This window comes from Vibrio stylophorae (assembly GCF_921293875.1).
GTDB lineage: Bacteria > Pseudomonadota > Gammaproteobacteria > Enterobacterales > Vibrionaceae > Vibrio_A > Vibrio_A stylophorae.
This window is the reverse complement of the sequence record NZ_CAKLDI010000001.1, coordinates 1,784,881-1,811,719: the sequence shown is the minus strand read 5'-3', so window position 1 is coordinate 1,811,719 and position 26,839 is coordinate 1,784,881. Positions and strand designations below refer to the sequence as shown.

General features: G+C 48.1%; 20 protein-coding genes. 7 read left to right on the top strand and 13 right to left on the bottom strand.

Going from position 1 to position 26,839, the window contains the following annotated elements; all coding sequences use genetic code 11:
• Positions 1–5 precede the first annotated feature (5 nt).
• Both hcp and norR read right to left on the bottom strand, forming a co-directional pair.
• On the bottom strand, positions 6–1,667 hold the full coding sequence (gene hcp / locus L9P36_RS08315) for a hydroxylamine reductase (protein ID WP_237466238.1): 1,662 nt from the start codon (positions 1,665–1,667) through the stop codon (positions 6–8).
• A gap of 220 nt (positions 1,668–1,887) precedes the next feature.
• The gene (norR, locus tag L9P36_RS08310; RefSeq protein WP_237466237.1) at positions 1,888–3,432 is read right to left on the bottom strand and encodes a nitric oxide reductase transcriptional regulator NorR; all 1,545 of its coding nucleotides are present in this window, start codon (positions 3,430–3,432) and stop codon (positions 1,888–1,890) included.
• A 159-nt stretch (positions 3,433–3,591) separates the two neighbouring features.
• Between norR and L9P36_RS08305 the strand changes: the two genes are divergently transcribed.
• Positions 3,592–3,981 (top strand): MAPEG family protein, encoded by a 390-nt coding sequence (locus L9P36_RS08305; RefSeq protein WP_237466236.1) that lies wholly within the window; start codon positions 3,592–3,594, stop codon positions 3,979–3,981.
• 2 nt (positions 3,982–3,983) lie between these two features.
• Here the strand turns inward: L9P36_RS08305 and L9P36_RS08300 are convergent, their stop codons facing one another.
• Positions 3,984–4,385 (bottom strand): hypothetical protein, encoded by a 402-nt coding sequence (locus tag L9P36_RS08300; RefSeq protein WP_237466235.1) that lies wholly within the window; start codon positions 4,383–4,385, stop codon positions 3,984–3,986.
• 243 nt (positions 4,386–4,628) lie between these two features.
• On the opposite strand from L9P36_RS08300, the gene L9P36_RS08295 reads away from it, so the two are divergent.
• Positions 4,629–5,033: an OsmC family protein gene (locus tag L9P36_RS08295; protein ID WP_237466234.1), complete on the top strand. Its 405-nt coding sequence runs from the start codon at positions 4,629–4,631 to the stop codon at positions 5,031–5,033.
• A 607-nt stretch (positions 5,034–5,640) separates the two neighbouring features.
• Here the strand turns inward: L9P36_RS08295 and L9P36_RS08290 are convergent.
• Positions 5,641–8,808 (bottom strand): HD domain-containing phosphohydrolase, encoded by a 3,168-nt coding sequence (locus tag L9P36_RS08290; RefSeq protein ID WP_237466233.1) that lies wholly within the window; start codon positions 8,806–8,808, stop codon positions 5,641–5,643.
• 421 nt (positions 8,809–9,229) lie between these two features.
• Here L9P36_RS08290 and L9P36_RS08285 point away from each other — a divergent pair, with 421 nt between their 5' ends.
• The 4 genes from L9P36_RS08285 (at position 9,230) to L9P36_RS08270 (ending at position 13,451) form a co-directional block, all read left to right on the top strand.
• On the top strand, positions 9,230–9,901 hold the full coding sequence (locus L9P36_RS08285; RefSeq protein WP_237466232.1) for a hypothetical protein: 672 nt from the start codon (positions 9,230–9,232) through the stop codon (positions 9,899–9,901).
• 264 nt (positions 9,902–10,165) lie between these two features.
• A complete protein-coding gene (gene acs / locus L9P36_RS08280) occupies positions 10,166–12,064 on the top strand; it encodes an acetate--CoA ligase (protein WP_237466231.1) in 1,899 nt (632 codons plus the stop codon).
• A 208-nt stretch (positions 12,065–12,272) separates the two neighbouring features.
• Positions 12,273–12,731 carry a dCMP deaminase family protein gene (locus tag L9P36_RS08275; protein WP_237466230.1) on the top strand — a complete coding sequence of 153 codons (459 nt, stop codon included), beginning with the start codon at positions 12,273–12,275 and terminating at the stop codon, positions 12,729–12,731.
• A gap of 66 nt (positions 12,732–12,797) precedes the next feature.
• Positions 12,798–13,451 carry an acyl carrier protein phosphodiesterase gene (locus L9P36_RS08270; RefSeq protein ID WP_237466229.1) on the top strand — a complete coding sequence of 218 codons (654 nt, stop codon included), beginning with the start codon at positions 12,798–12,800 and terminating at the stop codon, positions 13,449–13,451.
• Between the two features lie 29 nt (positions 13,452–13,480).
• Here L9P36_RS08270 and L9P36_RS08265 read toward each other — a convergent pair whose 3' ends face one another.
• Positions 13,481–14,881 carry a coniferyl aldehyde dehydrogenase gene (locus L9P36_RS08265; protein WP_237466228.1) on the bottom strand — a complete coding sequence of 467 codons (1,401 nt, stop codon included), beginning with the start codon at positions 14,879–14,881 and terminating at the stop codon, positions 13,481–13,483.
• A gap of 217 nt (positions 14,882–15,098) precedes the next feature.
• On the opposite strand from L9P36_RS08265, the gene metE reads away from it, so the two are divergent.
• Complete coding sequence (gene metE, locus L9P36_RS08260) at positions 15,099–17,372, top strand: 5-methyltetrahydropteroyltriglutamate--homocysteine S-methyltransferase (protein WP_237466227.1); 2,274 nt, start codon at positions 15,099–15,101, stop codon at positions 17,370–17,372.
• Between the two features lie 107 nt (positions 17,373–17,479).
• Here the strand turns inward: metE and L9P36_RS08255 are convergent, their stop codons facing one another.
• From L9P36_RS08255 to L9P36_RS08220, 8 genes are all read right to left on the bottom strand, one after another.
• Positions 17,480–17,893 (bottom strand): META domain-containing protein, encoded by a 414-nt coding sequence (locus L9P36_RS08255; protein WP_237466226.1) that lies wholly within the window; start codon positions 17,891–17,893, stop codon positions 17,480–17,482.
• A gap of 128 nt (positions 17,894–18,021) precedes the next feature.
• Positions 18,022–19,665 (bottom strand): mechanosensitive ion channel domain-containing protein, encoded by a 1,644-nt coding sequence (locus L9P36_RS08250; RefSeq protein ID WP_237466225.1) that lies wholly within the window; start codon positions 19,663–19,665, stop codon positions 18,022–18,024.
• 226 nt (positions 19,666–19,891) lie between these two features.
• Complete coding sequence (locus L9P36_RS08245; RefSeq protein WP_237466224.1) at positions 19,892–20,416, bottom strand: RNA-binding S4 domain-containing protein; 525 nt, start codon at positions 20,414–20,416, stop codon at positions 19,892–19,894.
• A 138-nt stretch (positions 20,417–20,554) separates the two neighbouring features.
• Positions 20,555–21,916: an L-serine ammonia-lyase gene (locus L9P36_RS08240; RefSeq protein WP_237466223.1), complete on the bottom strand. Its 1,362-nt coding sequence runs from the start codon at positions 21,914–21,916 to the stop codon at positions 20,555–20,557.
• Positions 21,917–22,251: 335 nt separating this feature from the next.
• The gene (locus tag L9P36_RS08235) at positions 22,252–22,842 is read right to left on the bottom strand and encodes a CoA pyrophosphatase (RefSeq protein ID WP_237466222.1); all 591 of its coding nucleotides are present in this window, start codon (positions 22,840–22,842) and stop codon (positions 22,252–22,254) included.
• 25 nt (positions 22,843–22,867) lie between these two features.
• Positions 22,868–24,340, bottom strand: coding sequence for an aminodeoxychorismate synthase component I (gene pabB, locus L9P36_RS08230; protein WP_237466221.1), 1,473 nt, complete (start codon positions 24,338–24,340; stop codon positions 22,868–22,870).
• Positions 24,341–24,401: 61 nt separating this feature from the next.
• Complete coding sequence (locus tag L9P36_RS08225; RefSeq protein ID WP_237466220.1) at positions 24,402–25,151, bottom strand: hypothetical protein; 750 nt, start codon at positions 25,149–25,151, stop codon at positions 24,402–24,404.
• A gap of 257 nt (positions 25,152–25,408) precedes the next feature.
• Entirely contained in the window at positions 25,409–26,755 is a 1,347-nt protein-coding gene (locus L9P36_RS08220; protein ID WP_237466219.1) for a dihydroorotase, read from the bottom strand.
• Between the last annotated feature and the right edge of the window lie 84 nt (positions 26,756–26,839).

Genomic DNA, 26,839 nt, shown 5'->3' with positions numbered 1-26,839 from the left:
CGCGATTACGCAGACAAAATGGTGTTCAAATCACTTTCAACGTCGCTGATCATGCGCATATCAAATTTTTCTTGAATGATGGCAATCAGGTTATCGGTCAAAAACGCAGGTGCCGTTGGGCCGGTGTAGATGCCTTTCACGCCCAGCGCAAAGAGGGTCAATAGGATCACGATGGCCTTTTGCTCAAACCAAGACAACACAAGGGTCAGCGGAAGGTCGTTAATGCCGCAGTCAAAGGCATCGGCAAGGGCAATGGCCAGCTGAATCGCAGAGTAGGCATCGTTACATTGGCCCACATCCAAAAGACGCGGAATACCGTTGATCTCGCCAAATTGGTTTTTGTTAAAGCGGAATTTACCGCAGGCCAAGGTCAGGATCAGCGTGTCTTCAGGTGCTTGCGCCGTAAAATCGGTGTAGTAGCTACGCTCTGATTTATCACCATCGCAACCACCGACAAGGAAGAAGTGCTTGATATGGCCTGCTTTGACTTGCTCAATCACAGCAGGCGCGGCATTCATCAGTGCGTTGCGGCCAAAGCCAACTGTGATCATCTGCTCGATTTCATTATGCGCAAAGCCTTCTTGCGCCTCGGCGCAGGCGATCACTTCGCTAAAATCATCCCCTTCAATATGGCGAACGCCTGGCCAGCCAACAATGCTGCGAGTAAAGAGGCGATCTGCGTATTGGCCGACATTTGGGTTGAGTAGGCAGTTCGAGGTCATCACAATCGCACCAGGGAAGTTGGCAAATTCTTTTTGTTGGTTTTGCCATGCGCTACCGTAGTTACCTACAAGGTGCGGATATTTATTCAGCTCTGGGTAGCCATGTGCCGGTAGCATTTCGCCATTGGTATACACCTGAATGCCAGTGCCTTGGGTTTGCTGCAAGATTTTCTCGAGATCGTGCAAGTCATGACCTGAAACCAAAATACATTTGCCTTTCACCGGTTTAACATTGACCGCTGTTGGGGTTGGGTGACCAAAGGTATCGGTTTCGCCTTGATCCAGCATCGCCATCACTTTGTAGTTCATCATACCGATCTGCATTGCGCACTCAAGCAGGGCATTGAGATCAGTGGGCTCGCTGCCTAGCCACGCCATGATTTGATGATATTCGTTGTAAATCTCGCGATTGGTTTGACCCAGTACACGCGCATGCTCCATATACGCAGCTGCGCCTTTTAAGCCATAAAGGCAGAGTAAACGCAGGCCAATCACATCTTCATGCAAGCTCTCTTTACCGCGGTTGACAGCCATTTGTGGGGCTTGCGCTAAAATCTCTTCCGCTGTTTCTGGAAGTACAAAGGTCGCAACCGCTGGTAGCGCCTGCATCTCAGCGTCTGTGAGCATGGCAGCGGCCATCACTTGAGATTGTAAACGTGCCTTGTAGGCTGCCGCTTGGTTGGTGAGCTCTAAAATTCGCGCTGGATCGAAGTTCACATTGGTCAGTGTGGCGAAAAAGGCTTTAGGTGCCCATTGATTGATTTCAGTGTCTTCAATGCAGTGGGTTTGCGCTTGGGTTGCCCAGAAAGAAACGCCTTGTAATGCATAGACGAGCACGTCTTGTAGGTCGGATACTTCCGCAGTTTTGCCACACATCCCTTGGGCAAAAGAGCAGCCCTTGATGGTTGGGGTTTGAATGGTTTGCTCGCATTGAATACAGAACATGCATATCTCCAGTGATAAATCTAAATCGCGTCATGCGCGAAAATTGATGTAATAACGCCATGTTGTGGCGATGAATGATGGTGAGATTGCAGCTTGCGTGCCAGTTTTTAAGTTCTTGTTTTATAAGAGGATTAAGTGTATTTGGAATGACTCGCGATATAAAAAAGACATCAAAATTGATGTCTTTTTTACACGCAGTGAGCATGTCAGTGAAGAATCTTTAACCTTTTGTTAGACCAAGTTTTTTACCCATACGATAGAGATTACCGCGATCCATCTGGAGGAATTCAGCCGCCTGTGCCCAAACCCCATTATTTTTGCTCAATGCATGCACAATGAGGGCTTTTTGATAATCCTCAACCAGTTCACGCATGGGCTGTGATTGTTGGGGTAATAGAGTTGTTGTGTTTTTAACATCATTGGCAGGTAGTTGGTCACCAAAATGATGCAGTTCAATTACGGTTTGCTGCTGGCCGATAGCGTGCAGCGCAGCGCGAGTGAGGGCATGCTCGAGCTCTCGCACGTTGCCAGGCCAAGGTAGGCGCTCTAGCTGTGCCAAGGCTCTGGGGTGAACGTGTAAGTTTGGGGCATGAAATTGTTGACGTACTTTTTCCAGTAAATAACCGGCAAGCACGGGAATATCGCCATCGCGATGACGCAGCGGCGGCACATGAATGGGAAAGACATTGAGGCGATGGTAGAGGTCAGCGCGAAAAGTGCCTTTAGCCACTTCCTCTTCAAGATTGCGATTGGTGGCCGCCAAAATTCGAACGTCTACGAGTAAATGGGCATCACTCCCCACCCGCTGTAGCTCACCTTGCTGAATCACGCGCAGCAATTTGGCTTGCAATAGGAGCGGTAGCTCGCCCAGCTCATCTAAAAAGAGGGTACCGCCATCGGCGAGTTCAAATTTACCCGCGCGGTTTTGATTGGCGCCGGTAAACGCACCTTTGATATGACCGAACAGCTCACTTTCGGCCAATCCTTCGGGGAGTGCGGCGCAGTTCACGTAGATCATCGGCTTATCGGCACGCTGCGATTGCGCGTGCAGGGCATGCGCCACAAGCTCTTTACCCGTCCCTGTTTCGCCCGTGATTAAAACCGCGTAATTAGACGGTGCAACGGTGTGAATGAGGCTGCGCAGGTGGGTCATGGCATCGCTTAAGCCAATCATCTCGCCCTGCTGGATTCGCGCTTGCTGAATCAAGGTTTGGGTGAGATTTTGCTGCTTTTGATTTTGCGCTTTAAGCGCTTGAACCTGCGCAATATTGCGCATGGTTGCAGCGGTGAGTGCGGCAAAGGTATCAATAACAACCGGATCAATTTGATCAAACGCACCCACTTCTAAAGCATCAAGGGTGAGAACGCCCACCACTTGGTTTTGAATCGACAGGCTGCATCCTAAACAATCATGGACATCAATGCTGATCTCACTGTCATTGAGTAGGCCATCAAAGGGATCGGGCAGATCGCTATGGGCATCAAAGCGGACAGGGACACGCGATTGCATAATGCGCTCAAGGCGTGGGTGTGCTTTGGGAAAAAAGCGCCGACCCAAGACGGTGGTCGATAAACCTTTGACCGCCACTGGGGTGAGAAATCCTGCTTCATCAAGGACAAACAGGGCGCTGGCATCGCAGGGAAAGACGCTGGTCATGCTTTCTACAATGGACTGATATTGCTGCTCTGCACTGAGATTGGTACTGAGATTTTGCGCAATGTTTAAAAAGGCGGCTTCAATGGAGGGGGCTGCGATAAGAGTCATGGAGGCGCTCCGAATATTCAATGGCGTGCATAATGATATAGTGTAGCTTGATGTTGTCTCGATGACATCAATTCAATCAGCACGTAAAGCCAGTGAAATTGAGCATTTTAAGCAATACTGAAATGGTTCATGCACAACCAAAGGTGATGGATCATGGTGATGCCATTTTATATTGCGGTTTTTTCTTTGTTTTTATTGCTGCTTAGCGCGCAAGTGATTCGCTGTCGACGTCGCGCGAAAATTGCTGTGGGTCATGGCGATGACGTACTGCTGCAACGCGCCATTCGCGCGCAAGCTAATTTCACGGAATATGTCCCCTTGAGCCTATTGCTTCTGCTCTGTCTCGAAATTCAACTGGGATTGGCCATGAGCGCTGTGGCCATTCACTGCTTGGCATTTGTGCTGCTACTTAGTCGTATATTGCATGCCTGGGGGATTCGCCAAGTCAATGAGCCCCTCCGTTTTCGTTTTATCGGGATGGTTGGCACGTTCAGCGTGATTCTGGTGAGCGCAGTTTGGCTGCTGGTGCGCTATTTTATGATGGCGTGAGCTCACCAGCGAACCTTAAAGGTCAGCATGGCGAATTTGGGTGCGATGGCCAAAGTGGGGCTAACCGGCCAATCAGGTGTTACGTAGACTAAGGCCATGGGAGATATGCTGCCTACAATGAGGGGGTGTTCGTCATCGCGATAGCCTGTCATTAGCCCTGCGATAACACCCCATTCAAGGTGATATTTGACCGTAGAAAAATCGCCGCCGACAAAATATGCTCGCCGAGCATAGGAATTGATAGCAGTACCAACAATAACGTTTTGATATTCAATGGCGACCAGCTCATGGGTTTCATTGGTAATATCATCAACAAAGTGATGTGACCATCCACCCAAATACAAGCTGCCAGCATCGCTTGGCTGTGAGAGCAAGGCGCAAAAGATGATGAGCAAGTATCGCAATATTGGCTTCCTTTCTCGGGTTGATTCATGTTTCATCCTTTATTGATCATAGTTCAGATTGACTGAGTCTTTGGTGAGGCAGCCCGCCCTCGATGAATCATGCTTTAGTGCAAAATATGCGAGTAAAGCTCATGACCTTTGCTCTGGAATTAGCATAATCTACTGAGGACGGCGTGATTGTGTCGCCGATGTTTCGGTAGATATTCAGTGAGCCCTATAGGGTATGACGAGTAGAGAGCTAAGATGCAAGCAGAAGTAAAATGGTTGGAAGGGTTTCAATTTGTAGGTCAGTCCGGCACCGGCCATAGCGTGGTGATGGATGGCAGTGGCGGTAAGAGTGCGCCTAGCCCGATGGAGATGGTGCTGATTGCTGCAGGCGGCTGTAGCTCTGTGGATGTCATTGACGGTCTAAAATCAGCGCGTCAGCAGGTTCGAGGCTGCGTGGCTAAATTGACCACTGAGCGCCGCGACAGTGCGCCGCGTCTTTTCACTAAAATTAATATTCATTTTGAAGTCACGGGTGACAATCTAGATCAAGCCGTGGTGGCACAAGTGACCGCTGACTCTTTAGAAAAATACTGCTCGGTTTGCTTGATGCTTGGCGCCGGTGTTGAGATGAGCCATAGCTGGGAAATTATTCAAGGTTGATTGTTGTCTGCAATGCTTGTCGCAATTTGCGTCTGTCCCATTGGGGTGCATATGATGGTATACGCGTATTGAGATAGAGCGCATCGCTAAAAGCCCAAACTTGGTTTGGGCTTTTTTGTACGCGAAACCTTGTTGCTACGATGCGGGGCAGATAAGGGCGTGATGAGAGGGCTGGATGTGACTGTGGATCTCTATTTTGCAATTTGTCTTTGGCTTTGCGGCGCTAAACTTGAAATATGCACAAGTGAGACGAGGTGGCGTATGAGTAGACTGCGTGTTACGAGATGCAAGCGGTGCTGCATGATATTTTGCGCGATATTTTTACTTTCGGGTTGTCAGTTGACCCGGGTGGAAGGCGAAGTGGATGACGTGGAAGTCAAGGTGAGTACGAAGGATGATCATGACCATGATGGTCATTTTTGCCCGCCTGGTCAGGCTAAAAAAGGCCGCTGTTAGGCGCTTTCGCGAGAGGTGGCTGTTATTGCGTACATGAATGAACCATACCAAAGCATAAAAAAGCTTCGAGAGTGTCGAAGCTTTTTTATATTTGGTCATGCATCAGTTGACCGTTCGTCGGTAGCAACAGAGCATTACGAAACGCAATGAGTTATGTGGAGGGGTGCTTGGCTGGTTGCGGCATTTGATAGCGTTTGATATCAACATGCTCAATATCTAATTGCTCATCAGGCAAAAAGATACGCGCATATTGCTCAAAACCGCCTTGTTGTAAAAAGAGTAAAAAGAGCGACTCATCAATTTTTTTGTTTTTGGCCATTTGATACATGATATCGATGGCAACACTATAAGGTTTGGCTTTTTTGTAGGGTCTATCCGCTGCCGTAAGGGCTTCAAAAATATCAGCGATCATTAAAATTCGCTCTGCGATGGAGAGATCGCGCTGGTTAAGTTGGCGCGGATAACCTTTGCCATCCATGGTTTCATGGTGGGTCGAGGCGTAGCGAGGCACGCGTGCTAGCTCTGGTGGAAAGGGCATAGCTTCAAGCATTTTAATGCCACTAATCATATGCTCATTGATCTTGAATCTGTCTTCGGCGGTTAAGGTGCCGCGTTGAATGGTGAGGTTATAGAGCTCGCCATGGTTATATAAATGCTCTGGGACTTGCATCTTGATGCCAAATTTAGGGTCAAATTTGCTGGTGCCGGTGCGCGCAATAATGTGCTCGGGCTTATCGGCCAGTAAGGTTTCGACAACAGGGAATGTCGTTGACGCGTCCTTGTGTTGTTGTTCTTCAAAAGGTGAGAGCCCGAGTCGATTATCAAAATGTCGCACCCAAGTTTGCTGGCCGATGGTTTGAATTTGGGTAATTTTATCGGCACTCATATACTCACTACCAATATTGGCGCGCGCAATGGTCGCAAATTCCTGCTGAAGCTGATTTTGACGTTTGAGACGTTTTTCAGCAGCTTGCGCTTGACTCATGCTGCCATCGAGCTGTGAGATCAAATAATCGATTTCAGCATCGCGCCAGAGCACTTCAAAGCGTGTGCGAATTTCGTGAATGCGATTGTAATTCACCTCAAGCTTGGTGCCTTTATCCACGATGTGTTCTGGCGTGGTGATTTTGCCGCAATCATGTAGCCAAGCGGCAATGCGAAATTCGCGGCGCTCTTGTTCATTGGCAAAATGAAACGATGCAAATTTGCCTTCATCGCACTGCTCGACAATATCTGCGAGTATCATCCCAAGCTCAGGCACGCGGCGACAATGTCCACCGGTATAGGGGGATTTATCATCAATGGCTTGCGCGATAATTTTGATAAAGGCCTCGACAAAATTTTCGCGCTCTTGCGCTTGTAGTTTGAGCTTTTGCGCCATCTCGACCATGGACAAGGACAGCTCATGAACCTCACGAATTCGGCTATTGATTAATGTGACTTGGTCAAATTGGCGATTTTTGACTTTATCGGTTTCCTGGCGAAGCTTGCTAATGGGGCGAACAATGGGAGCGCCAAAGGCCCAAGCCAAGGGGAGTAGCATCAGCATGACAGCAAGTGTAATGGCGATTGCGGTATAGAGCTTTTGCCAAACCAGCTGGGTGATCATGGTGCTGGGGATCGCTACGGCAAAGAACTCATCCTCTTTATGTGAGACTGGACTGATATAAAAAAAGTGACGTCCATTTTGGCTCAAGATCATCTGGTGATGTTGCTGGGGATCTTGAGCTATTTGCATCAGCTTTGGATAGGGCACTTGTCCTTGTCTTGCTGTGTTTTGATTGAGCCATCGACTTGATAGCAGTTGTTGCTGCTCTGTGGAGATGGCTTGGTTGGCGGCATCCACAATGGGTTGAAGCGCAGCGTGTTGCGCGGAAAGCCAAAGATAAATGGGCATGGGAGGTAAATTGATCAAAGGCTGTTGAAGTAGCGGTGCTTGCCCCGGCGGTTGTGGCATCTTCATTAACGCAAGCTGACTATCTATCAGCAGATCGGCTTTTCCCTGACGAACGTTGATTTGAGCCTGCGCCAAGTTATCGACCTTGAGCCATTGAATCGCCATATCTTGGTGATTGAGGGTCTGTTCTATCCACTGCGCGATGCCTCTTCCTTCAACAATGGCAATGGTTTTATTTTTTAAATCGGAGAGCTGTAAAAGATCGTTAGGATTTTGATTGGGCTTTAGCTGAGCGATGGCAAGGGGACTTTTAAAGAGTTCCACGGAAAGTAGCTGATTGGCATCGGCAGGCGTGATGCCATGTAAAAAATCGATTTTTTGTTGAGAAAATTGATGAGCGAGCACCTTTGGATTAAATCCATTGACGAATTCAAACTCTAGTCCTGTGATATCTGCAATCATCTTTAATCGATCAATGGCGTAACCTTGCGGCTCGCCTGCCCGTGAAAAATCATAGGGCGCCCAATCATTTTGATTCGATAAACGCAGGATGGGGGTACGGGCAATTGTCGTCTTTTGCTCATCGGTCAATATGAGGTGCGGGCGTGCCTGAATTTTATTGGCAAAGGTTTGTTTTTGATTTGATGCAATGATTTGTCCATTTTGGCTAAAAACAAAAGCTTCCACAGACGGTGTTTGCTCAAATCCCAAATAGTCGGCGTTGAGTTTTTCACTGATCGATGACAAAACAATATCTACACCAATAACGGAGCGTTGGCTGCGTGTTGAATAGGTTTGGCCGGTAATTTGTAGGTGTTTAAATAAATAGGGCGCGGTTTTGTACACGTCATTAGGGGGGGCTGCATGAAACCAAGGGCGCTGGGTCGGATAAAAATTGCTCGGCTCATAGGTCTCTTTGCGCAGTTGTAAGTTGCTATTGAGAAACTGTGTTTTGCGCTGCCTTTGTTCTCCCGTCCCTTGAATGTCGATAATCACCCAGCGATCGCTGTGATGCGCCTGAATACGATCGCGTACCTGTGGCGATGAATCCAGATTGATGATTTGATAAAAGTCTTCATTTTTATTGCCGTAATAAAGGCTATAAAACAGCGGGTTATCAATCAGCACCTGAATAAAAATATCGCGCGTATGTTGCTCGCTAAATCCTTCTGGTGATGCGACAGAAATACTGCGCAAAATTTTGGCGCTACTGGATGCACTGGTTTCAATTTGCTGAATATGATCGCTCACTTGGCGGCTGCTTCTTGTTAATTTTGCGAGCACATGCTCCTGCGCCATCTGCTGCGTAAAATAGTACTGCAGACTAATGGCGATGGTGGCCGTCAGTATGGTGGTGATGAGAAATAAGGTTCCCACTGTAAAGCGAAGTGAGAATTTGCGAGTGCGAATACCTGCATCCATCAATAACAGCCCTCCACTGGCCAATTGAACTATGTCATGAGATTGGTGGGGTGAGCGCCTAAGCGCTTAGTCCAGATTCTTGGCCTTTTGATCCTAGTGCACAGATTTGTACTTGCTGGGAAATGGTATTTCGTCTCGGTAAATTGAGACTTTGCTGCTTGCAAATGTTAGTTCCTTCGCAGCATCGAAAGCTGTTGATTTTTCTCAATACAGCCATCATTGCCGTGATTTAGAGGTAGACAATCTCGCTCAAAAATTGACAGATTGGCGCTCTTCTTGATTATTTTCAGCAAATAGGATGTAGAGGTGACAACGAAGTGCGGAATGGATCTCAGTGCATAAATTTGATTGATAATGATATTTATTTTTAATAGTAGAATGCTGGGTGAAAATGGATTGATGAGATTGCAGACGAGCACAAATGGACATGTTGATGGATGCGAAAACATATTTGCAGCAAGCACGGCAAGCTGTGAAGGATGGCGATGATGGGCAAGCACTTGCGCATTTTGAATATTTTTTTGACCATGCTTTAGCGGAAAATCAGGCATGGCGCGGGGTGCGTTTATCTTATTGTTTAATGGAGTGGTTTGATTTAGGTCAGCGGTATGCGCCTGCACGAGAGCGATTTATGGCGCGCCAAGCAGACATTCTATCTGCATTTGAGCAAAGCCAAGAGCCTGAGTTATTTAATGAATATCGCGCTATGCACCGTTTGAGTCAGCAAGGTGAAACGCCATTGGCTATTTTTATAAACCTTGATCAACATCAGCCTCAGTTAGCGCTCCAATGTAGCGAATTTTTATGGTTAGATTTGCTAGCCGATCATCAGTGGCAGCTTGCTTATCGATATATGGGGTCGGCAAAAAAACGTTATGACATGTTTTGGTATAAGTGGGATATGGCGCTGACTCATATCAGCCAGCAAGCACTTTCAAAAGAGAAAATGAAGGCTTCGAAAGTGGCTCATTTCTCCTATGTGCATACTGAACTCAAACTATTTTTGATGCTATTAGAGCAAATGTCTGATCCCAACTTTTCAACATTTCAAGCAGACCTTGAGGCGAAATGTCTGCAATATCAGCTTGCTTAATCGCAACATCTCTTTTTTAAGCACGCGATGCGTGCTTTTTTTATGTTCAAATTTTGATGCCCGCTTTTATCCATGATTTTTAAAAGGTCTTTTGCAACAAGCTATCGCTGAAATTACGCGTAAGCGAGCGATTGATCGAAGGTTCGCCATTTGCTCGGCGAGAAATGGACATTACTGCTTCACTTACCCTGACAACGTTTAGCTGCACCTGATGTGCAATGCATAAAAGTGCACCTAAGCGAGACCATGCAAAGGAGGCAAGTGATGACCGATACCCATAAGAGCGAACTTTACTATCCCAGTGAAGATGTAATCGCCCAAGCCAATGTCAGCGATTATCAGGCGCTATATGATTATTCTGTGCAAGACCGAGAGGGATTTTGGGCGGAGCAAGCCGCGCAGCTGTCTTGGTTTAAACCATGGGATCGCGTGCTCGATGAAAGTAACGCACCATTTTATCAATGGTTTGTTGGCGGTGAGATCAATATCGTGCACAACGCCATCGATCGGCATTTGCTTAATGCTAATCGCAACAAAATGGCCATTATTTGGGAGGGTGAGAACGGTCAAGTTCGCAATTACTCCTACAACGGTTTAAATCGTGAGGTGTGCCAATTTGCCAATGTGCTGAAAAGCATGGGGGTTAATAAAGGCGATATTGTGACCATCTATATGCCGCAAATCCCAGAGCTGGTTTTTGCCATGCTCGCCTGTGCCAAAATTGGTGCGGTTCACTCTGTGGTTTATGGCGGTTTTAGTCAAGAAGCCTTGGCATCACGTATTGATGATGCGCAATCACGGGTGCTCATCACCGCAGATGGAGGATGGCGCCGCGGTAAAGCGGTGGATCTTAAATCAGTGGCGGATGAGGCGATGAAACGCTCACCTTCGATTGAGGTGTGCATCTGTGTTAAAAACAATGAGCTAGATGTCGATATGGAGCCAGCGCGTGATTTTTGGCTGCATGACCTCAAAGCGCTGCCCATTGCGAGTCCAAAATGTGAAACCGAGCCCACCAGCGCCGAAGACCCGTTATTTATTCTTTATACCTCAGGTACCACGGGGCGCCCGAAAGGGATGCTGCATACCCATGGTGGTTATGCCGTGTATACCTCAACCACCCATCGTATGGCCTTTGATATTAAGCCAGAAGACCGCTGGTGGTGCGCTGCCGATCCTGGTTGGATCACCGGTCACAGCTATATCGTTTATGGCCCGCTGATTAATGGTGCCACCCTGATGCTCTATGAAGGCGCGCCCAATTATCCCTATCCTAATCGTTGGTGGCAGATTATTGAGAACTACGGCATCAATATTCTCTATACCTCTCCCACGGCGATTCGCGGCTTAATGCGCTTTGGCGACCGCTGGCCACAAAAGCATGATTTATCCAGTCTGCGTTTGCTGGGCAGTGTGGGTGAGCCTATTAATCCAGAGGCATGGAAGTGGTATCACCACGTGATTGGCCAAGATAAATGCCCGATTATCGATACTTGGTGGCAAACTGAAACCGGCGGTTTTATGGCTTGTCCATTGCCCATTACGCCACTCAAACCAGGCTCGGCGACTAAACCCTTCTTTGGCAATGTGATGAAAGTGGTGGATGACCAAGGCAATGCAGTTGCTGCTAATGAAGAGGGCAAATTGGTGATTGAAAACCCATGGCCCGGTATGGCGCGCACCATCTTTAATGATGATGCACGTTATCAAGAGCTGTATTGGTCGCAGCAAGCCGATGGTCACTGGCGATACCTCGCGGGCGATAGCGCAAAAATCGATGATGATGGTTATATCTGGGTCATTGGCCGTATGGATGAGGTACTAAAAGTCAGTGGTTATCGCTTGGGTACTGCCGAGATTGAAAGTGCATTAGTGAGCAATCACAACGTTAGTGAAGCAGCGGCGATTGGTTTACCCCATGAGCTGAAAGGTAGCGCTATTCACACCTATGTGATTTTAAAAGAGGGTGCCACTGCCAGTAAGGATTTAGCTGTGGAGCTGCGTGAGCATGTTGCCAAAGAGATGGGACGAATTGCTATGCCTGAATCTGTGGAGTTCGTGGAATCTTTACCTAAAACACGCTCGGGTAAAATTATGCGTCGCGTATTAAAAGCGCGGGCGTTGGGGCAAGATGAAGGTGATTTAAGCACACTTGAAGAGTAGTGACGTTTGTATCACGAGATAAAAACGCAGCGAAGGCTGCGTTTTTTTCGCTGGCTTATTGGCAATGAGAGGAGATAAAGCGCAAGACCTTGAGGCGGCGGCTGACCGAATATTCACTTGAGTCTCGATAAGCAAGACTGCACAATACGGTAAAAATACCATGGTATGCCGGAGCGCATGCAGAATAAGGTTGTAAGGGGATAGTTTGATGATCTCAAAATGGTCTGTGCGTTTTTATCAAATGGCGGAGTTGGTTGCGTCTTGGAGTAAGGATCCATCCACGCAAGTGGGCGCGGTGATCACCTCAGGAAACCGCATTATTTCTGTGGGGTTTAATGGTTATGCCACGGGTGTTTCTGATAGTGCGCATATTGACGACCGCGAAATGAAACTCCTTAAAACCATTCATGCAGAAGAAAATGCGATCCTGTTTGCTCAGCGTAGCCTTGAAGGATGTGAAATTTATGTCACGCATTTTCCTTGCCCAAATTGCGCCGCTAAGCTGATTCAAACCGGTATTAAATCGGTTTACTGTCCGGAGCAAAGTGAAGATTTTCTATCTCGCTGGGGCGAAAAGATTCGCGTGAGCGATGATATGTTTAAGCAAGCTGGGGTCACCGTACATTGGTTGCCTCTGGATGAACTTGCAAAGCAAAATAATCGATAAAAGCGAATATCCGAACGGGATTCAGCGATATTATCGAATGAATAAAAAGCCGCATCATGCGGCTTTTTGCGATTTGATTTATTGCATGACTTTGCCGATCATCAGCGCATGAACTATTTCGCCCATATACTCCTGTCACCGCTCGATATTGATTATCAGCTTGGTAATTTACTTGCTGATCCCTTAAAAGCGCGGCCATGGCCGCAGTGCTCCGCCGCGCATCAAGCTGGTTTACAGCTGCATCTTAAAATTGACCGCTTTACGGATGCTCATCCTTGCGTTGCGCAAAGTAAAGCGCGCTTAGGCGATAAGGGGCGGCTGCGAGGTGTGGTGGTGGATATTGCCTATGACTATCTGTTGCACCAGCATTGGGCGCAGTTTGTCACGCTTGATAAATCGCAGTTTTTACAGCAGTTTCACCAGCAAGCATTGCAGCAAGTGTCGATATTGCCCGATTCTGTGCAAATCATGGTCGCGCGCTTGGTGCGTTATCAAGTGCTTGCAAGTTATCAGTCGATTCAAGGGATTCAAACGGCGCTATCACGGCTTGATAATCGTTTGTCCTCGCGCGTTTTAGCCCGTGAATCGGCCAGCCAGTATGCTCAGCAACTTGAAGACGTATTGCCTGAGATGGCGTCTGATTTTTGCGATTTTTTTAGCGATTTAATCATCCACCTGCAAGCGCAGGTGGATTTGCCGCATTTAATCGCGAGTCGATAAAGCATCGCTTTGTAGAAAACAATCAGTTGCTATTTCAAAAAGAACTTGGCTAAAAATTGCAACGCCTTTTCTTTATGCCGTAGTAAGAGGGCGGCGCGCGGTAGCCACCTTGGCGTGCGTAGCACTGTGCGCGCATGGCTAAAGGTGCGAAATCCCTCTTCGCCATGGTAATGACCCATTCCAGAATCACCTACGCCGCCAAAGGGCGCGTCATCAGCGCTCACCTGTAGTAGGGTATCGTTGATCGCGACGCTACCACTTTGGGTACTTGTCATGATCTGTTGTTGTAAGTGTTTATCTTGGCCAAGAATATAGAGCGCCAATGGCTTAGCGTGTGCATTGATATAGGCCACGGCTTCATTTGGGCTTTGATAGCCTATGAGCGGCAAAATCGGACCAAAGATTTCCTCTTGCATTAAAAGCATTTGCTCACTGACCTCAGTGACTAGATGTGGCCACATCAATCGCTCGCTTGGCGGCACTTGCTGCGCAATCGGGCAGTGAATTTGCGCGCCTTTGTTCTTGGCATCGTCTAGATAGTGTTGAAGTCGCTGGTGGTGCTGATCATTGATGATATGGCTCAGAGCATGCACAGCGGAATGATTTCCCATGGCCTGAGGGTAGTGATGCTGGAATCGCTCAAAATAGCGGGCAATAAAATCGGCTTTCAGCGCCTGTGGCAGCAATACGTAGTCTGGCGCCACACAAATTTGCCCGGCATTGATGCATTTGCCCAGCAAAATGGCATCGATACTGTGAGTTAAATCGGCATCGGGTAGGATCACCACGGGCGATTTTCCCCCAAGTTCTAAGGTGATGGGGGTTAGATTTTTCGCAGCGGCTTGTGCGACCAATTTGCCCACCTTGGTGGAGCCTGTAAAGAGCAGATGATCAAAGGGCAGGGCGCTAAATTGCGCGGCGATCGCTTGCTCACCTTCCACAACACAAATCCACTGGGCAAAAGGTGCTAAAAGTTGGCGCAGCGCCGCGTTGGTCTGCGGTGTCAGCTCGCTTAGCTTCACCATCACCCGATTACCCGCTGCAAGGGCGGTCACTAAGGGATTGAGGCTGAGATTGATGGGGAAGTTCCACGGCACAATAATCCCCACCACACCTTTGGTTTGATAGTGCACCTCAAGCGTTGATGGCCAAAGCGAGAGCCCTGCGCGGCGCTTTTGTGGATGCATCCAGCCTTTGAGATGTTTGAGCGTGTAGTTGAGATGATGAACGCAGGGCATGATATCTGCGAGCACTGAATCAAAGGTTGAGCGGTAGCCATAATCATGACTGAGCGCCTCAACTAGCAGCGATTGCTGTGACAAAATGGCGTTTTTTAACTGCAAAAGCAGCTCTCGGCGAGTGCTGGCATCGAGCGGTTGTTGCTGCTGTGCTTGTTTTAATGCCTGAAAATCATTGCTCAGAGTTTGCATCTGTTGATCCTGCGCTTGGCGATCCTGATGCGATTATATGTGGGATGCGCTCTGTTTGTCTGCGCTTTCAAACCGTCATTTTCCTGTGAATGAAGAAATTTCATCTGCCATGTGAAGAATGTGCAATTGAGCTCATGGGAGCATTGCGCCATATTTTAGCCATCCAGACATCTTGTTAAGCATTATATTAAACATTACTTAAGGACGAGGCTTCACCATGGCGATTACCACACATATTTTGGGTTACCCCCGCATCGGTAAAAAACGTGAATTAAAATTTGCATTGGAATCTTATTGGCGCGGCGAAAGCAGCCAAGCTGAGCTTGAAGCTGTTGGGCAAGAACTACGCGCACGTCACTGGCAAGAGCAGCAGGATGCTGGTTTAAGCTTTGTGACTGCGGGTGATTTTGCTTGGTATGATCATGTACTTACTACTAGTTTGCTATTGGGCCATGTGCCTGCGCGTCATGGTGAAGGTCATCCCGATCTCAATACACTCTTTCGTATTGGCCGTGGTCAGTCGCCCTGTGGTTGCTGCGCGGCAGCATCGGACATGACCAAATGGTTTAACACCAATTATCACTACATCGTGCCAGAGTTTCATCAAGACGATAGCTTTGACGTGCAATGGCCTCAGCTCTTTAATGAAATTCAAGAAGCGCAAAAATCGGGTCATCAGGTGAAACCTGTATTGCTCGGTCCCATCACTTATTTGTGGCTGGGTAAAACGCAAGGGGGCGAGTTCGATAAACTGGAGCTCTTGCCGCGTTTGCTCAGTGCCTACCAAAAGATTTTGGCACGCTTGAAAAAGCTCGGTGTTGAATGGCTGCAAATTGATGAGCCAGCTTTGGTGCAAGAGCTGCCAGAAGCATGGCTAAAAGCGACGAATTTGGCTTACCAGACCCTGCATGGCGATGTGAAGTTACTACTCACCACCTATTTTGACCATATCACCCATCAGCTTGAAACGATCAAAGCACTGCGCGTGGATGGTTTACATATCGATGTTGCTGCGGCGCCTGAGCAGCTCAATGCGGTTGCTGCAGCCATTCCAAGTGATTGGGTTTTGTCTGTGGGCGTGGTGAACGGGCGCAATGTTTGGCGCGCTGATTTAGCCAATTGGTATCAAACATTGGCACCTATCGCTGCAGAAAAAGGGGATCGATTCTGGCTTGCGAGTTCATGTTCATTGCTACACAGCCCAATGGATTTGGCGCAGGAGCAAAAACTGGATGCCGAAACGCAATCTTGGTTTAGCTTTGCCAAGCAAAAGCTCAGTGAAATTACGTTATTGGCCAAAGCGCTCTCAGGCGATCCACAAGCGATTGAAGCGTGTAAAGCGCATAGCGCACCACTTCGCCAGCGCGAACAAGCCACCCATATTCATCATCCAGAAGTTGCCGCGCGCGTGGCCGCGATCACCGCGCAAGATGCCAAGCGTTCACTGCCATTTGCTGAGCGCGCTAAATTGCAGCGCAGCGCATTGAATTTACCGCTGTTGCCAACGACGACCATTGGCTCTTTCCCTCAAACCGATGCGATTCGCATTAATCGCCGTGATTTTAAAGCGGGTAAAAAGACAGAGCAGGCATATAACCAAGCAATTCAGCAAGAGATTGCCGATGTGATTGCACGCCAAGAAGCGCTGGATTTGGATGTGTTGGTGCATGGCGAAGCTGAGCGTAATGATATGGTGGAATACTTTGCCGAACATTTGAACGGCTTTGCGCTGACCCAATTTGGCTGGGTGCAAAGCTATGGCTCACGCTGCGTAAAACCTGGCATTGTGGTGGGTGATATCACCCGTGATGGCCCGATGACGTTAGATTGGATTAAATACGCACAATCTCTGACATCAAAGCATGTTAAAGGGATGCTCACCGGACCGGTCACCATTTTGTGTTGGACCTTCCCGCGTGAAGATGTCAGCCGTCAAACCATTGCCGAGCAGCTTGCCTTGGTACTTAAAGATGAAGTCGCTGATTTGCAAGATGCCGGCATCAATATCATTCAGATTGATGAGCCCGCGATTCGTGAAGGGATGCCGCTTAAACACAGTGATTGGTCGAATTATTTGCAATGGGCAGTAGCAGCATTTGGTATTTCGGCATCAAGCGCGAAGCCAGAAACGCAGATCCACACCCATATGTGTTATAGCGAGTTTAACGAAATTATTGATTCCGTGGCCGCTTTGGATGCAGATGTGATCACCATTGAGACCTCGCGCTCTGCGATGGAGCTGCTCACGGCCTTTGAGGCCTTTGAGTATCCAAACGAGATTGGTCCGGGCGTTTATGATATTCACTCGCCAAATGTGCCTGCGGTTGAGCAGATTGAAGATTTGCTCGAAAAAGCCAAATCGCGTATTCCACTAGAGCGCCTATGGGTGAATCCAGATTGCGGCTTAAAAACACGTGGCTGGGAAGAAACCCAAAGCGCATTGACCAATATGGTCACCGCTGCGAAAAACCTGCGTCAGCGCTGGCAATAATCACCAGTCGCGAGTAATCGGTAGTTGAAAAAATAAACAAAAAGGGCGACATCATGTCGCCCTTTCTAATATGAATTGAATCATTGGCTTGCACGCCAATGGTGCAATTAGTTCACCCAATCTTTAAGGGTAAAGACAAGGGTATGTTCGCCATCTAGTGTCAGGGTGGTGGCATTGACAGTTACAGTGCTCCAATCACCCAAAGTTTCAGTCACTGCGCGCTCAACTTCCATGGCAGCTTCTGGGCAAAGCATCATGGTTGAACCCATTTGGTCGACACGGAATTTACCGTTTTCCAATTCGCCTTGGCCAAAGTAGCGGTTACAGCCGCTGTTACCACCAACGGTGAAGTGCTCACCAATTTCAAGATCAGCGGGTTGCTCTTTATTTACTTCAACGGCTACACCGTCAATGCTGCTCAAAATCCAGCGATGATGCTGAAGATCTTGTTGAGTAACAGAGCCTGTTGAACAACCAACAAGGCCAAGGGCAATAGAACCGATCAAAAGAGATTTTTTCATAACAACTCCAATGTTGTTGTGCATCACTAGGTGCTGGACATAACGGAATGCATTGATACCGACGCCCATAGTATAGAGATAAAACTGAATCGACGCTGACAAGGCCAGCGTCGATAATGAGAATTTTATTAAGACTCTTTCACCATGTGAAGATGAACATCTTGCTGTGGGAAAGGAATACTTACGTTTTGTGCGTCAAACTGCATTTTTACTTCGCGGGTGATATCCCAGTAGACATCCCAATAGTCGTCGGTTTTGACCCAAGGGCGCACGATAAAGTCCACCGAGGATGCGTTGAGAACGTGCAAACGAATGGTTGGCTCAGGTGATTTGAGTACTTTTTCGTGGTTGCTGACGATCGCATTGAGAATCTGTTCCACTTTGGGAATGTCATCGCCATAACCCACACCAAAGACCATATCGACGCGGCGAACACGCTCGTGAGTGACGTTTTTAATCACATCCCCCCAAATCATATTGTTTGGCAAAATGATCACTTGGTTATCAAAGGTACGAATGGTGGTGTTGACCAAACTCATATGGCTAACCTTGCCCTCAACACCGCCTGCGACCACCAAATCACCCACATCAAATGGACGATAGATCAGCAGCATCATGCCCGCGGCAAAGTTAGAGAGTGTATCTTGCAAGGCGAAACCGATGATCACACCGGCAATCCCGAAACCGGTCAAAATCGGCGCGAGGTTGAGGCCAATTTGCGACAGCGCAATGAGCAATGCGATAAAGAACACCGCTTTGCCAGACATCGAGATAAAGAACTCTTGCATCAACTTGCTGAGCTGCAACTTAGAGGAAGAGGTAGTGCGCTGAACAATTTTGCGGGTGATTTTGGCAAAGAAGCGGCCAAGCAGCAGAATAAAGACAAAAATCACCAGTTTGAAAATGGTTTGCGGTGCATTTTCGCGAATCCAAGTAAAGGAGCCTGAAATGGCATTGGTGACCAAATTAAAGGCGACTTTTACATCCAACAGATCCTGCGATAGATCGCCGGTTTCTTGAATTAGCTGCTGCTTATAGACAGAAGCATCGATATCCATGGACTCAGCGATGCCGATCAGGGTACGAATCTGACCAATTTTATTGGCGATTTTGCGCTTGTTAATTAGGCTCATCATCTCAAGATGGGTTTGCTCGCTGGTGCCGGCTTTGCCCATCTCTTTTTTCAGATCGCTTTGCTCGTTTAAATCAAAGACCAAACCTGCAGAAACAAACTCCAATTGCTGGGTCACTTCATTGCGCAGTTTTTCTTGATTCTTGCTTTGGTTTTTCTTTAGCGCTGCTAGCCATTCAGTGTTTTTCCAGTCACTTTCAAGGAAGGTGATATAAAAGCGCTCGCTTTCATCAATCTCCTTGAGTAGCTGCAATTTTTGCTCATCACTGGCATTAGCGTAGGCTTTTTTCTGCTGCGCAATGATCTTTTTCAGTGATTGTTTAGCACCATTAATAAAGCTCAATTGCTTTTGCACATGGCGCATTAAAACGGCATCAGAGACGCCATCTCTGTCTTTAAAAAGGGCGCTGATTTGTTCGCGGCGCTCGTCATTTTTCTTCAGGATTTGTAGACGAATAATCTCTTGATCGTTTTGATCGAGTTTTTTCGCTTCTTGATTGAGCTCGACGATTTCTTGGTCAAGACGTTCAAGATTAATTAAAGCTTCCGGCTGGGGTGCGGGCTCAGTGGCAGACTCTTCGGCATGGGCAAAAGAGAGGCTGCTGGCGATGAGCATCATCACGAAAAAGAGATGGCGCATAGGTCCTCTGAAAAGTGGCTGCGACGCGAGGCCGCGTAAAAAATGTCCACCGATCATAACGATCTGTACTTTGGTTGGGCAATAGAAAATATAGGTTTTTTGTCAATTTTTCATGACATTAAGCTATTTTGATAGGCCTTTGTGTTGCCGTTGTCTGGGATTTGTGAGGGTGAAAATAAAATGCCCCGCAAAGCGTGCGGGGCAAGGGAATGCAAACCGAATGGAACTAAAACTCAATGGCGCGTCGGCCGCGAGAATCTGCGGCGCTTTGATCGCCATTGTGTTTTGTGCGACGCGCCACTTTTGGTGCATGCTCACCCGTTTTATCTTGGCGCGCGGATTGACGGTTACTTCTTTGAGTGCTCTTTTGTTCCTGCTGGGCGCTATGTGATTTTTTCTTGCTCTGTGACTGCGCGTTTGAGTTGCGTGATTTTGTGTTAGCCGTCTTGTTTTTAGAGTCTTTAGTTTTTGACTCCTTGGCTTTTGGTTCTTTACGGACAGGCTCAGTGATGGGCGCTTCGCAGAGAATTAAAAAATATTGCTCATCAAAATAGACCACATCGCCATCGTAGAGTTTGCGACGTTTGCGTGTTTCAAGTTCGCCATTGACGTATACATAGCCTTCTTCAATCAGCATTTTGGCTTGGCCGCCATCGTTGACCAATTCAGCGATTTTCAGCACCTTATACAGCGCAATGGGCTGCTCGCTCACTTCAATGCCAAGGGCTTCAACTTCAATTTGGTCAGACATAGGGATCTCGTTGTATGAATTCAGAATATGGACGCGGTGCATGCAAATAGCAGCAGCAAAATTGTAAAAGGCGCGAGTATAAAATACCAGCGCCTGATTTGGTTCGTTTAGGTTTGAGCTATCAATCGCAAGGCTGTATTAACACAACACTTTAATGGCGAGGCCACCTTGTGAGGTCTCGCGATATTTAGCATTCATATCCTTGCCTGTTTCCAGCATGGTTTCAATCACCTTATCGAGCGAGACACAAGGCGCTGAGGCGCGGCGCATCGCCATACGTGAAGCGTTAATCGCTTTGACTGCGGCAATACCATTGCGCTCAATACAAGGCACTTGTACTTGGCCTGCGACTGGGTCGCAGGTCAGTCCCAAATTATGCTCCATGGCAATTTCAGCGGCCATACATACCTGCTCAGGATTACCGCCCATCAATTCAGTAAGACCTGCTGCAGCCATGGAACAAGCCACGCCTACCTCGCCTTGGCAGCCCACTTCTGCGCCTGAAATTGAGGCGTTTTTCTTAAACAAACCACCAATGGCACCAGATGCGGCAAAATAGCGGGTGTATTCGGCTTCACCCACAGGGCTGACGAATTTATCGTAGTAGGCAAGGACAGCAGGAATGATACCGCAAGCGCCATTGGTTGGTGCGGTGACCACGCGTCCGCCAGCAGCATTTTCTTCATTGACGGCAAAGGCAAACATATTGACCCAATCGATGACCGTCATGGGATCGTTAGAGAGCCGTTCCATGGTATTGAGCTGCTGTTTGAGTGCTGCGGCGCGGCGCGGTACCCGAAGTGGTCCAGGCAGTAGGCCTTCAGTGGCCATACCGCGCGCCATGCAATCCCACATGGTCTGCCAAATGGTGTGGTAGTAGGATTGAATATCTTTGATATCATGCAGCGCGGCCATGTTTTTTTGCACAAGGGCGCTAATTGAAAGGCCATTGGCCTTGCATTGATCAATCAGCTCAGCAGCGTAGTTGTAGGGATAGGGGACTTCCGTTTCATCTTGCACGCCTTGGCCAAATTCAGATTCTTCAACAATAAAGCCGCCGCCAATGGAGTAGTAGGTTTGGCTAAATAGCAGTTGCTCACCCTGCCAAGCATGAATGCGCATGGCATTTTCATGCAAAGAGAGCGCTTCTGGGTGGAACATCAAACCGCCAATGCGAGCAAAGGTGACAGATTGGCGATGGCCGCCAATCCATAGCTTTTCTTCTTGCTCTACCTGCTGAATCAAGCTTTCGATGGCATTGATATCGACAGTTTCAGGAAGGTGGCCAAGGAGACCTAAAATGATGGCGATATCGGTGTGGTGGCCTTTCCCGGTCAGTGAGAGTGAGCCATAAACATCGACAGTAATACGATCAGTTTGTTCGAGCAGCGCTTGATGCTGAAGATCGGCGATAAAACGGTAGCCCGCTTTCATTGGACCGACGGTGTGGGAACTGGATGGGCCGATGCCCACTTTGTAAATATCAAAAATGCTGATCATAATTTTCACCCAGCCGCGCACTGCGTCGGCCTTGAATGACATCAAAAATTTATCAGCCCAAACTCCCTTCCTTGGCGGGACTGCATGAATCAAGTAGTCCTGAAATTTGCCTGTCTGTGACTTAATTATCAACTCTTTTTTCAGCTTTTGTCAGTGAAAGATCGCCACCCTTGATATAAAAGGCGATAGATTCGCTTTTGTGCGACAAATGACTGATGTTTTGTATAGTTAGACGCTGCAACTATGTAGATGCACATACGCAAACACGATAGGACAACAGGGGATGCGAGTGAGGACGCCATGGCGACAAATCGTACTCAAACTTTGATGGATGATTAGCGCGCCAATTGCTTGCCAAGGCTGTGCAAAATTAGACCGGTGACGCCCCAAATGAGTTTACCCTGATGGGGCAGTGCATACAGGGTATGGACATGGCCTTGGCGACTGACGGTGAGCTGACGAAAATGGGCTGGATGAAGGGCGTTTAAGGGAAGCCAAAAGGCAGCGCTGACTTCTGCTTCACTGAGTCGAAGTACTGTGGGTTGCGTTAGTCTTGCGACAATCGGCGTGACACAAAATCCCGTGTGGGTATAGAGCGGCTGCAGCTGACCTAATGGTTTGATATGTTGCGGTAAAATCCCCACCTCTTCATGCGTTTCACGCAGCGCGGTTTCAATCAGGGATACATCATTGCTGTCTTGCCTGCCACCGGGAAAGCTAATTTGCCCTGGATGATGGCGAAGATGAATACTGCGCTGAGTGAGTAGAAGTTCAGGACCATGATGATTTTCACGCATTAAGATAAGCACCGCAGCCGCTTTTGCTTGTGTGTCTTTTGTCGCGCTGGTGCTGGCATACCCCTGTAACTGATGCAGGCAAAAACGACTTAAATAGTGTGAAAAATCCGCAGCTGGAAAATCAAGCATGGTTTATCGCCGAAGTGATCGCGCCTCAGTTGTGATGGGGTGATTGAACCGAGTCGGTTGATGGATGAATTGTCGCTGATTTTTCCGACTTATACTGCCCCTGGGGCTGTATTGGCTGCTGTATCTGGGGCTGCATTTGATAGGCAGATAGGGTCGGTAAAATACGACTCAGTTTGTCTAAGGTTTCTTGGTACTCCTCATTGACATCACTATCGGCGACAATGGCGCCGCCCGCCCATGCGTGTAGCTGACCATGGCTGGCACTTAAGGTGCGAATGGCGATATTGGTGTCCATTTTGCCATGACGACTGATATAGCCGATGCTGCCACAATAGATTTGCCTGCGGTGTGACTCCAAGGTTTCAATAATTTCCATGGCGCGTACTTTGGGTGCGCCCGTAATGGAGCCGCCTGGAAAACAGGCTTTTAGTAAGTCACAGGCGCTATATTGCGGCGCTAATGTCGCGGTGACTGTACTTACCAGATGGTGTACCGCCGGAAAGCTTTCAATGGCAAATAGCGATGGTACTTGAACGCTGCCCGGCGTGGCTACGCGGCCCATATCATTGCGTAGCAGATCCACAATCATGACGTTTTCAGCGCGATCTTTTGGTGCTTGTTGCAGCGCTTTGGCTATTGCTGCATCTTGCGTTGGATCAGCGTGGCGTGGGCGCGTGCCTTTGATCGGTTTGGTTTCGATAAAATCGCCATCAAGCCATAAAAAACGCTCTGGTGAGACGGATAAAAAAGCGTAGTCATCAAAGCGTAAAAAGGCAGAAAAGGGCGCGCCATTTTCACGGACTAAAGCTTGATAGGCTTGCCACTCATCGCCTTGGTAAGTGGCTTGAAAACGCTGAGCAAAGTTAATTTCGTAGCAATCGCCAGCTTGAATCCAGTCCTGAATTTTCGCAAAGGCCTGCTGATATTGCGTTTTAGTGATGGCTGCTTGCCAATCGCTGGTGAGTGCAAAATTTGCTGATTTGGATGCTTGCTGCGTATTGAGCCAAGTCAAACGCGCGTTTGGTTCGGGCGATATCAAAAAGACTTGCTGCTGCTGATGATCGACGAGTAATGCCCAATCATAGAGGCCCACCACCATCTGCGGCAGTTGGCTATCGTTTGTCGCAAGTGATGGCAAGGTTTCCACGGCGCGGCCAAGATCGTAACTCCAAAAACCCAGGGCGCCGCCAATAAAGGGCAGATCCGCCCACTGCGGCGCATCAAGTGGCGGAAGATATTGGCTTTGCAATTGCTCTAACAGGGCAAAAGGGCAGCCTGTTTGCGTCTCTATGCGACCATCTCGAAAGCGTAGCTGATTCGTCCCATCTTGATATTGGTGCACCAGCAATGGGTCGGCGACCAAAATATCAAAGCGACTGTTGACGTGATTGGCATGCGCCGAATCAAGTAGCATGGCGTAAGGACAATGTGCAATGGGCGCAAAAAATCGATGCGCCGCATCGGGGGTGTAGGGCAAAGAGAGCAGTTGCAACGACATTCAAGCAATAACAGTAGGGCAATCAAGGCGCTCAGCCTAACATACTTGCCCTAGTGCTGCATTAGGAAGAGCTGGCTGGCGCGGGCGTTGTTGACTTGGGTTGCGCGATTTTTTCAGCGTTTTTCGCGGCCCTTGGTTGCGGCTGAACCGCGAGCAAACTAAAGCTATTTTGCTGGAAAATGAGTTGCTCGACATCTTGTGCGCTTAAATTGCCATGTTGCTGCAGTTGCTGGCGCTGGGTTTGATATTGCGCGGTATCTTTGTATTGCTCAAACTGCTGTTGATGATAAGCCTGATACTGGGTCTGGCTCATCAATTCGCGTTTGACCAATTGTCCGGATTCAATGTGCAGCAGCAGATAATCATAGGCAACCAGACCTTCAGGATCGGCATAGATCACTTGGTTTTTTTGACTGGCATGATGAATCGCCAGTGGAATGACGCCGCTGAACCAATTTAAGGTGCGGCTGATTTGATCTGGATATTGCTGATCAATGATATCCACTTCATTAATTTTGCAGCCATCGCGTTCATCTAGCCGCTCAATGTTCAGGGCATTGAGTACCAATACATCATTTTCCAGCCCCAGTGTCGCCACATAGCCACGCAAAATCGATGGTGTAATTAATCCTTCCGCCGGTTTGAGTTCAGGGTTCATTGCAAAATGAAGCGCTAATGGGCTGATGGTCAGTGGAAAGGTATCGCCTTTATATTCCAGTTGGTCAGGCAGCTGGACGGTGGCATGCAGTGGCAATGCAAGCAAGCTTGCAAGCAGGGTGGTGATGGGCAAAGTCGCTTTTGTTGTTCTCATTTTGCCTCCGCAATGGCGAGTGTTATGGGGCATCATATCGCGAAGCGGATTGGGAATTGATGGGCTTAGGATTTAATTTTGCGAATCGTCACAGAGAAAAATGATCGATAGTGTGCTCGTTACTTGAGAGGCGAAACTAAGTCCGCTTTTGTGGGTAAAAAAATGGGCGACAAGCGGATTGGTTGGTTGCGTTTAAGTGAGATGGAATAAAAAATCAGCGCACTAAGGCGCTGATTTCAAAAGTGAGATAGGGTCGATTATTGGCGGTCAAAATCCAAACGTTTGGCAAAGCGCTGCTCACTGTGCTGGCCGTTTTCAAAGGCCACTTCACCATTGAGAATGGTCATCTCAACGGTAGAGCCAAACTGATAGCCTTCAAATGGCGTCCAAGCACATTGATAGAAGGTGTTGTCAGGCGTGACAGTGTAAGGTTTTGCCAAATCTACCAATACCAAATCAGCCCAGTAACCTTCACGAATAAAGCCGCGGCGATCCAGTTCATAGCGAAGTGCGGGCGCATGCGATGTTTTTTGCACCACTAGTTCAAGTGAGAAGATCCCTTGGTGGTAAAACTCAAGGCAGCTCAAGAGTGCGTGTTGAACCAAAGGTACGCCTGATGGCGCTGAGAAATAGCTGTTTTGCTTTTCTTGCCACGTATGTGGTGCGTGATCGGTGGCAATGATATCGATCAGGCCATCTTTCACTGCTTGTAGCAGGGCTTGCTGGTCGCTTTTCTCTTTGACTGATGGGTTGCATTTGATTTGGCTGCCCAGCGTTTCATAGTCATCAGCATTAAAGAACAGATGGTGTACACAGGCTTCTGCGGTGATCTGTTTTTTCGCTAGTTCGGCAAGTGTGGGAGCCGGCTCAAATAGTGCCATCTCTTCTTTGGTGGTGAGGTGCAAAACGTGCAGCTTGGTGCCATGGGTTTTGGCGAGCTCAACTGCCATCGATGACGATTTATAACAGGCTTCGCGGGAGCGAATATTGGCGTGCTCACGCATCGGCACATCATCGCCATACTTGGCTTTGTACTGCGCTTCAAGCTCAGCAATCATGGGGGTGTCTTCACAATGCGTGGCAATCAGCACGGGAGATTCAGCAAAGATGCGCGCTAAAGTCTCTTTGTCATTGACCAACATATTCCCGGTTGATGCGCCCATAAATACTTTGACGCCGCAGGCTTGGTTTTTATCGAGTTTGCGAATTTCGTCAATGTTGTCGTTGGTGGCGCCCAGATAGAAGGCATAGTTTGCGTAACTGACCTCTGCTGCGCGCGTGTATTTTGCTTCGAGCGCTTCGAGATTGGTGGTTTGTGGGTTGACGTTTGGCATCTCCATATAACTGGTGATACCACCGGCAATCGCTGATTTTGACTCAGACGCAATAGTGCCTTTGGCGGTCAAACCCGGCTCACGAAAATGAACTTGATCATCAATCATCCCCGGCAATAGATATTTGCCCGTGGCATCAATGGTGCGGTCTGCAGCAGTCTCGATTGAAGGGGCGATTTGCGCAATTTTTCCATCGCGAATGAGCAGATCAGATTGGAAAATTTGGTCTTCATTGACCAAGGAGGCGTTTTTAATCAGCAGGGTGGTCATGTCGTTGAATCCTTTTGATGACGTGAGCGCAGTGTAGCTTAAAGGGATAGCAAGATCATAATTCAAATCGTTTCGAAAGATAAA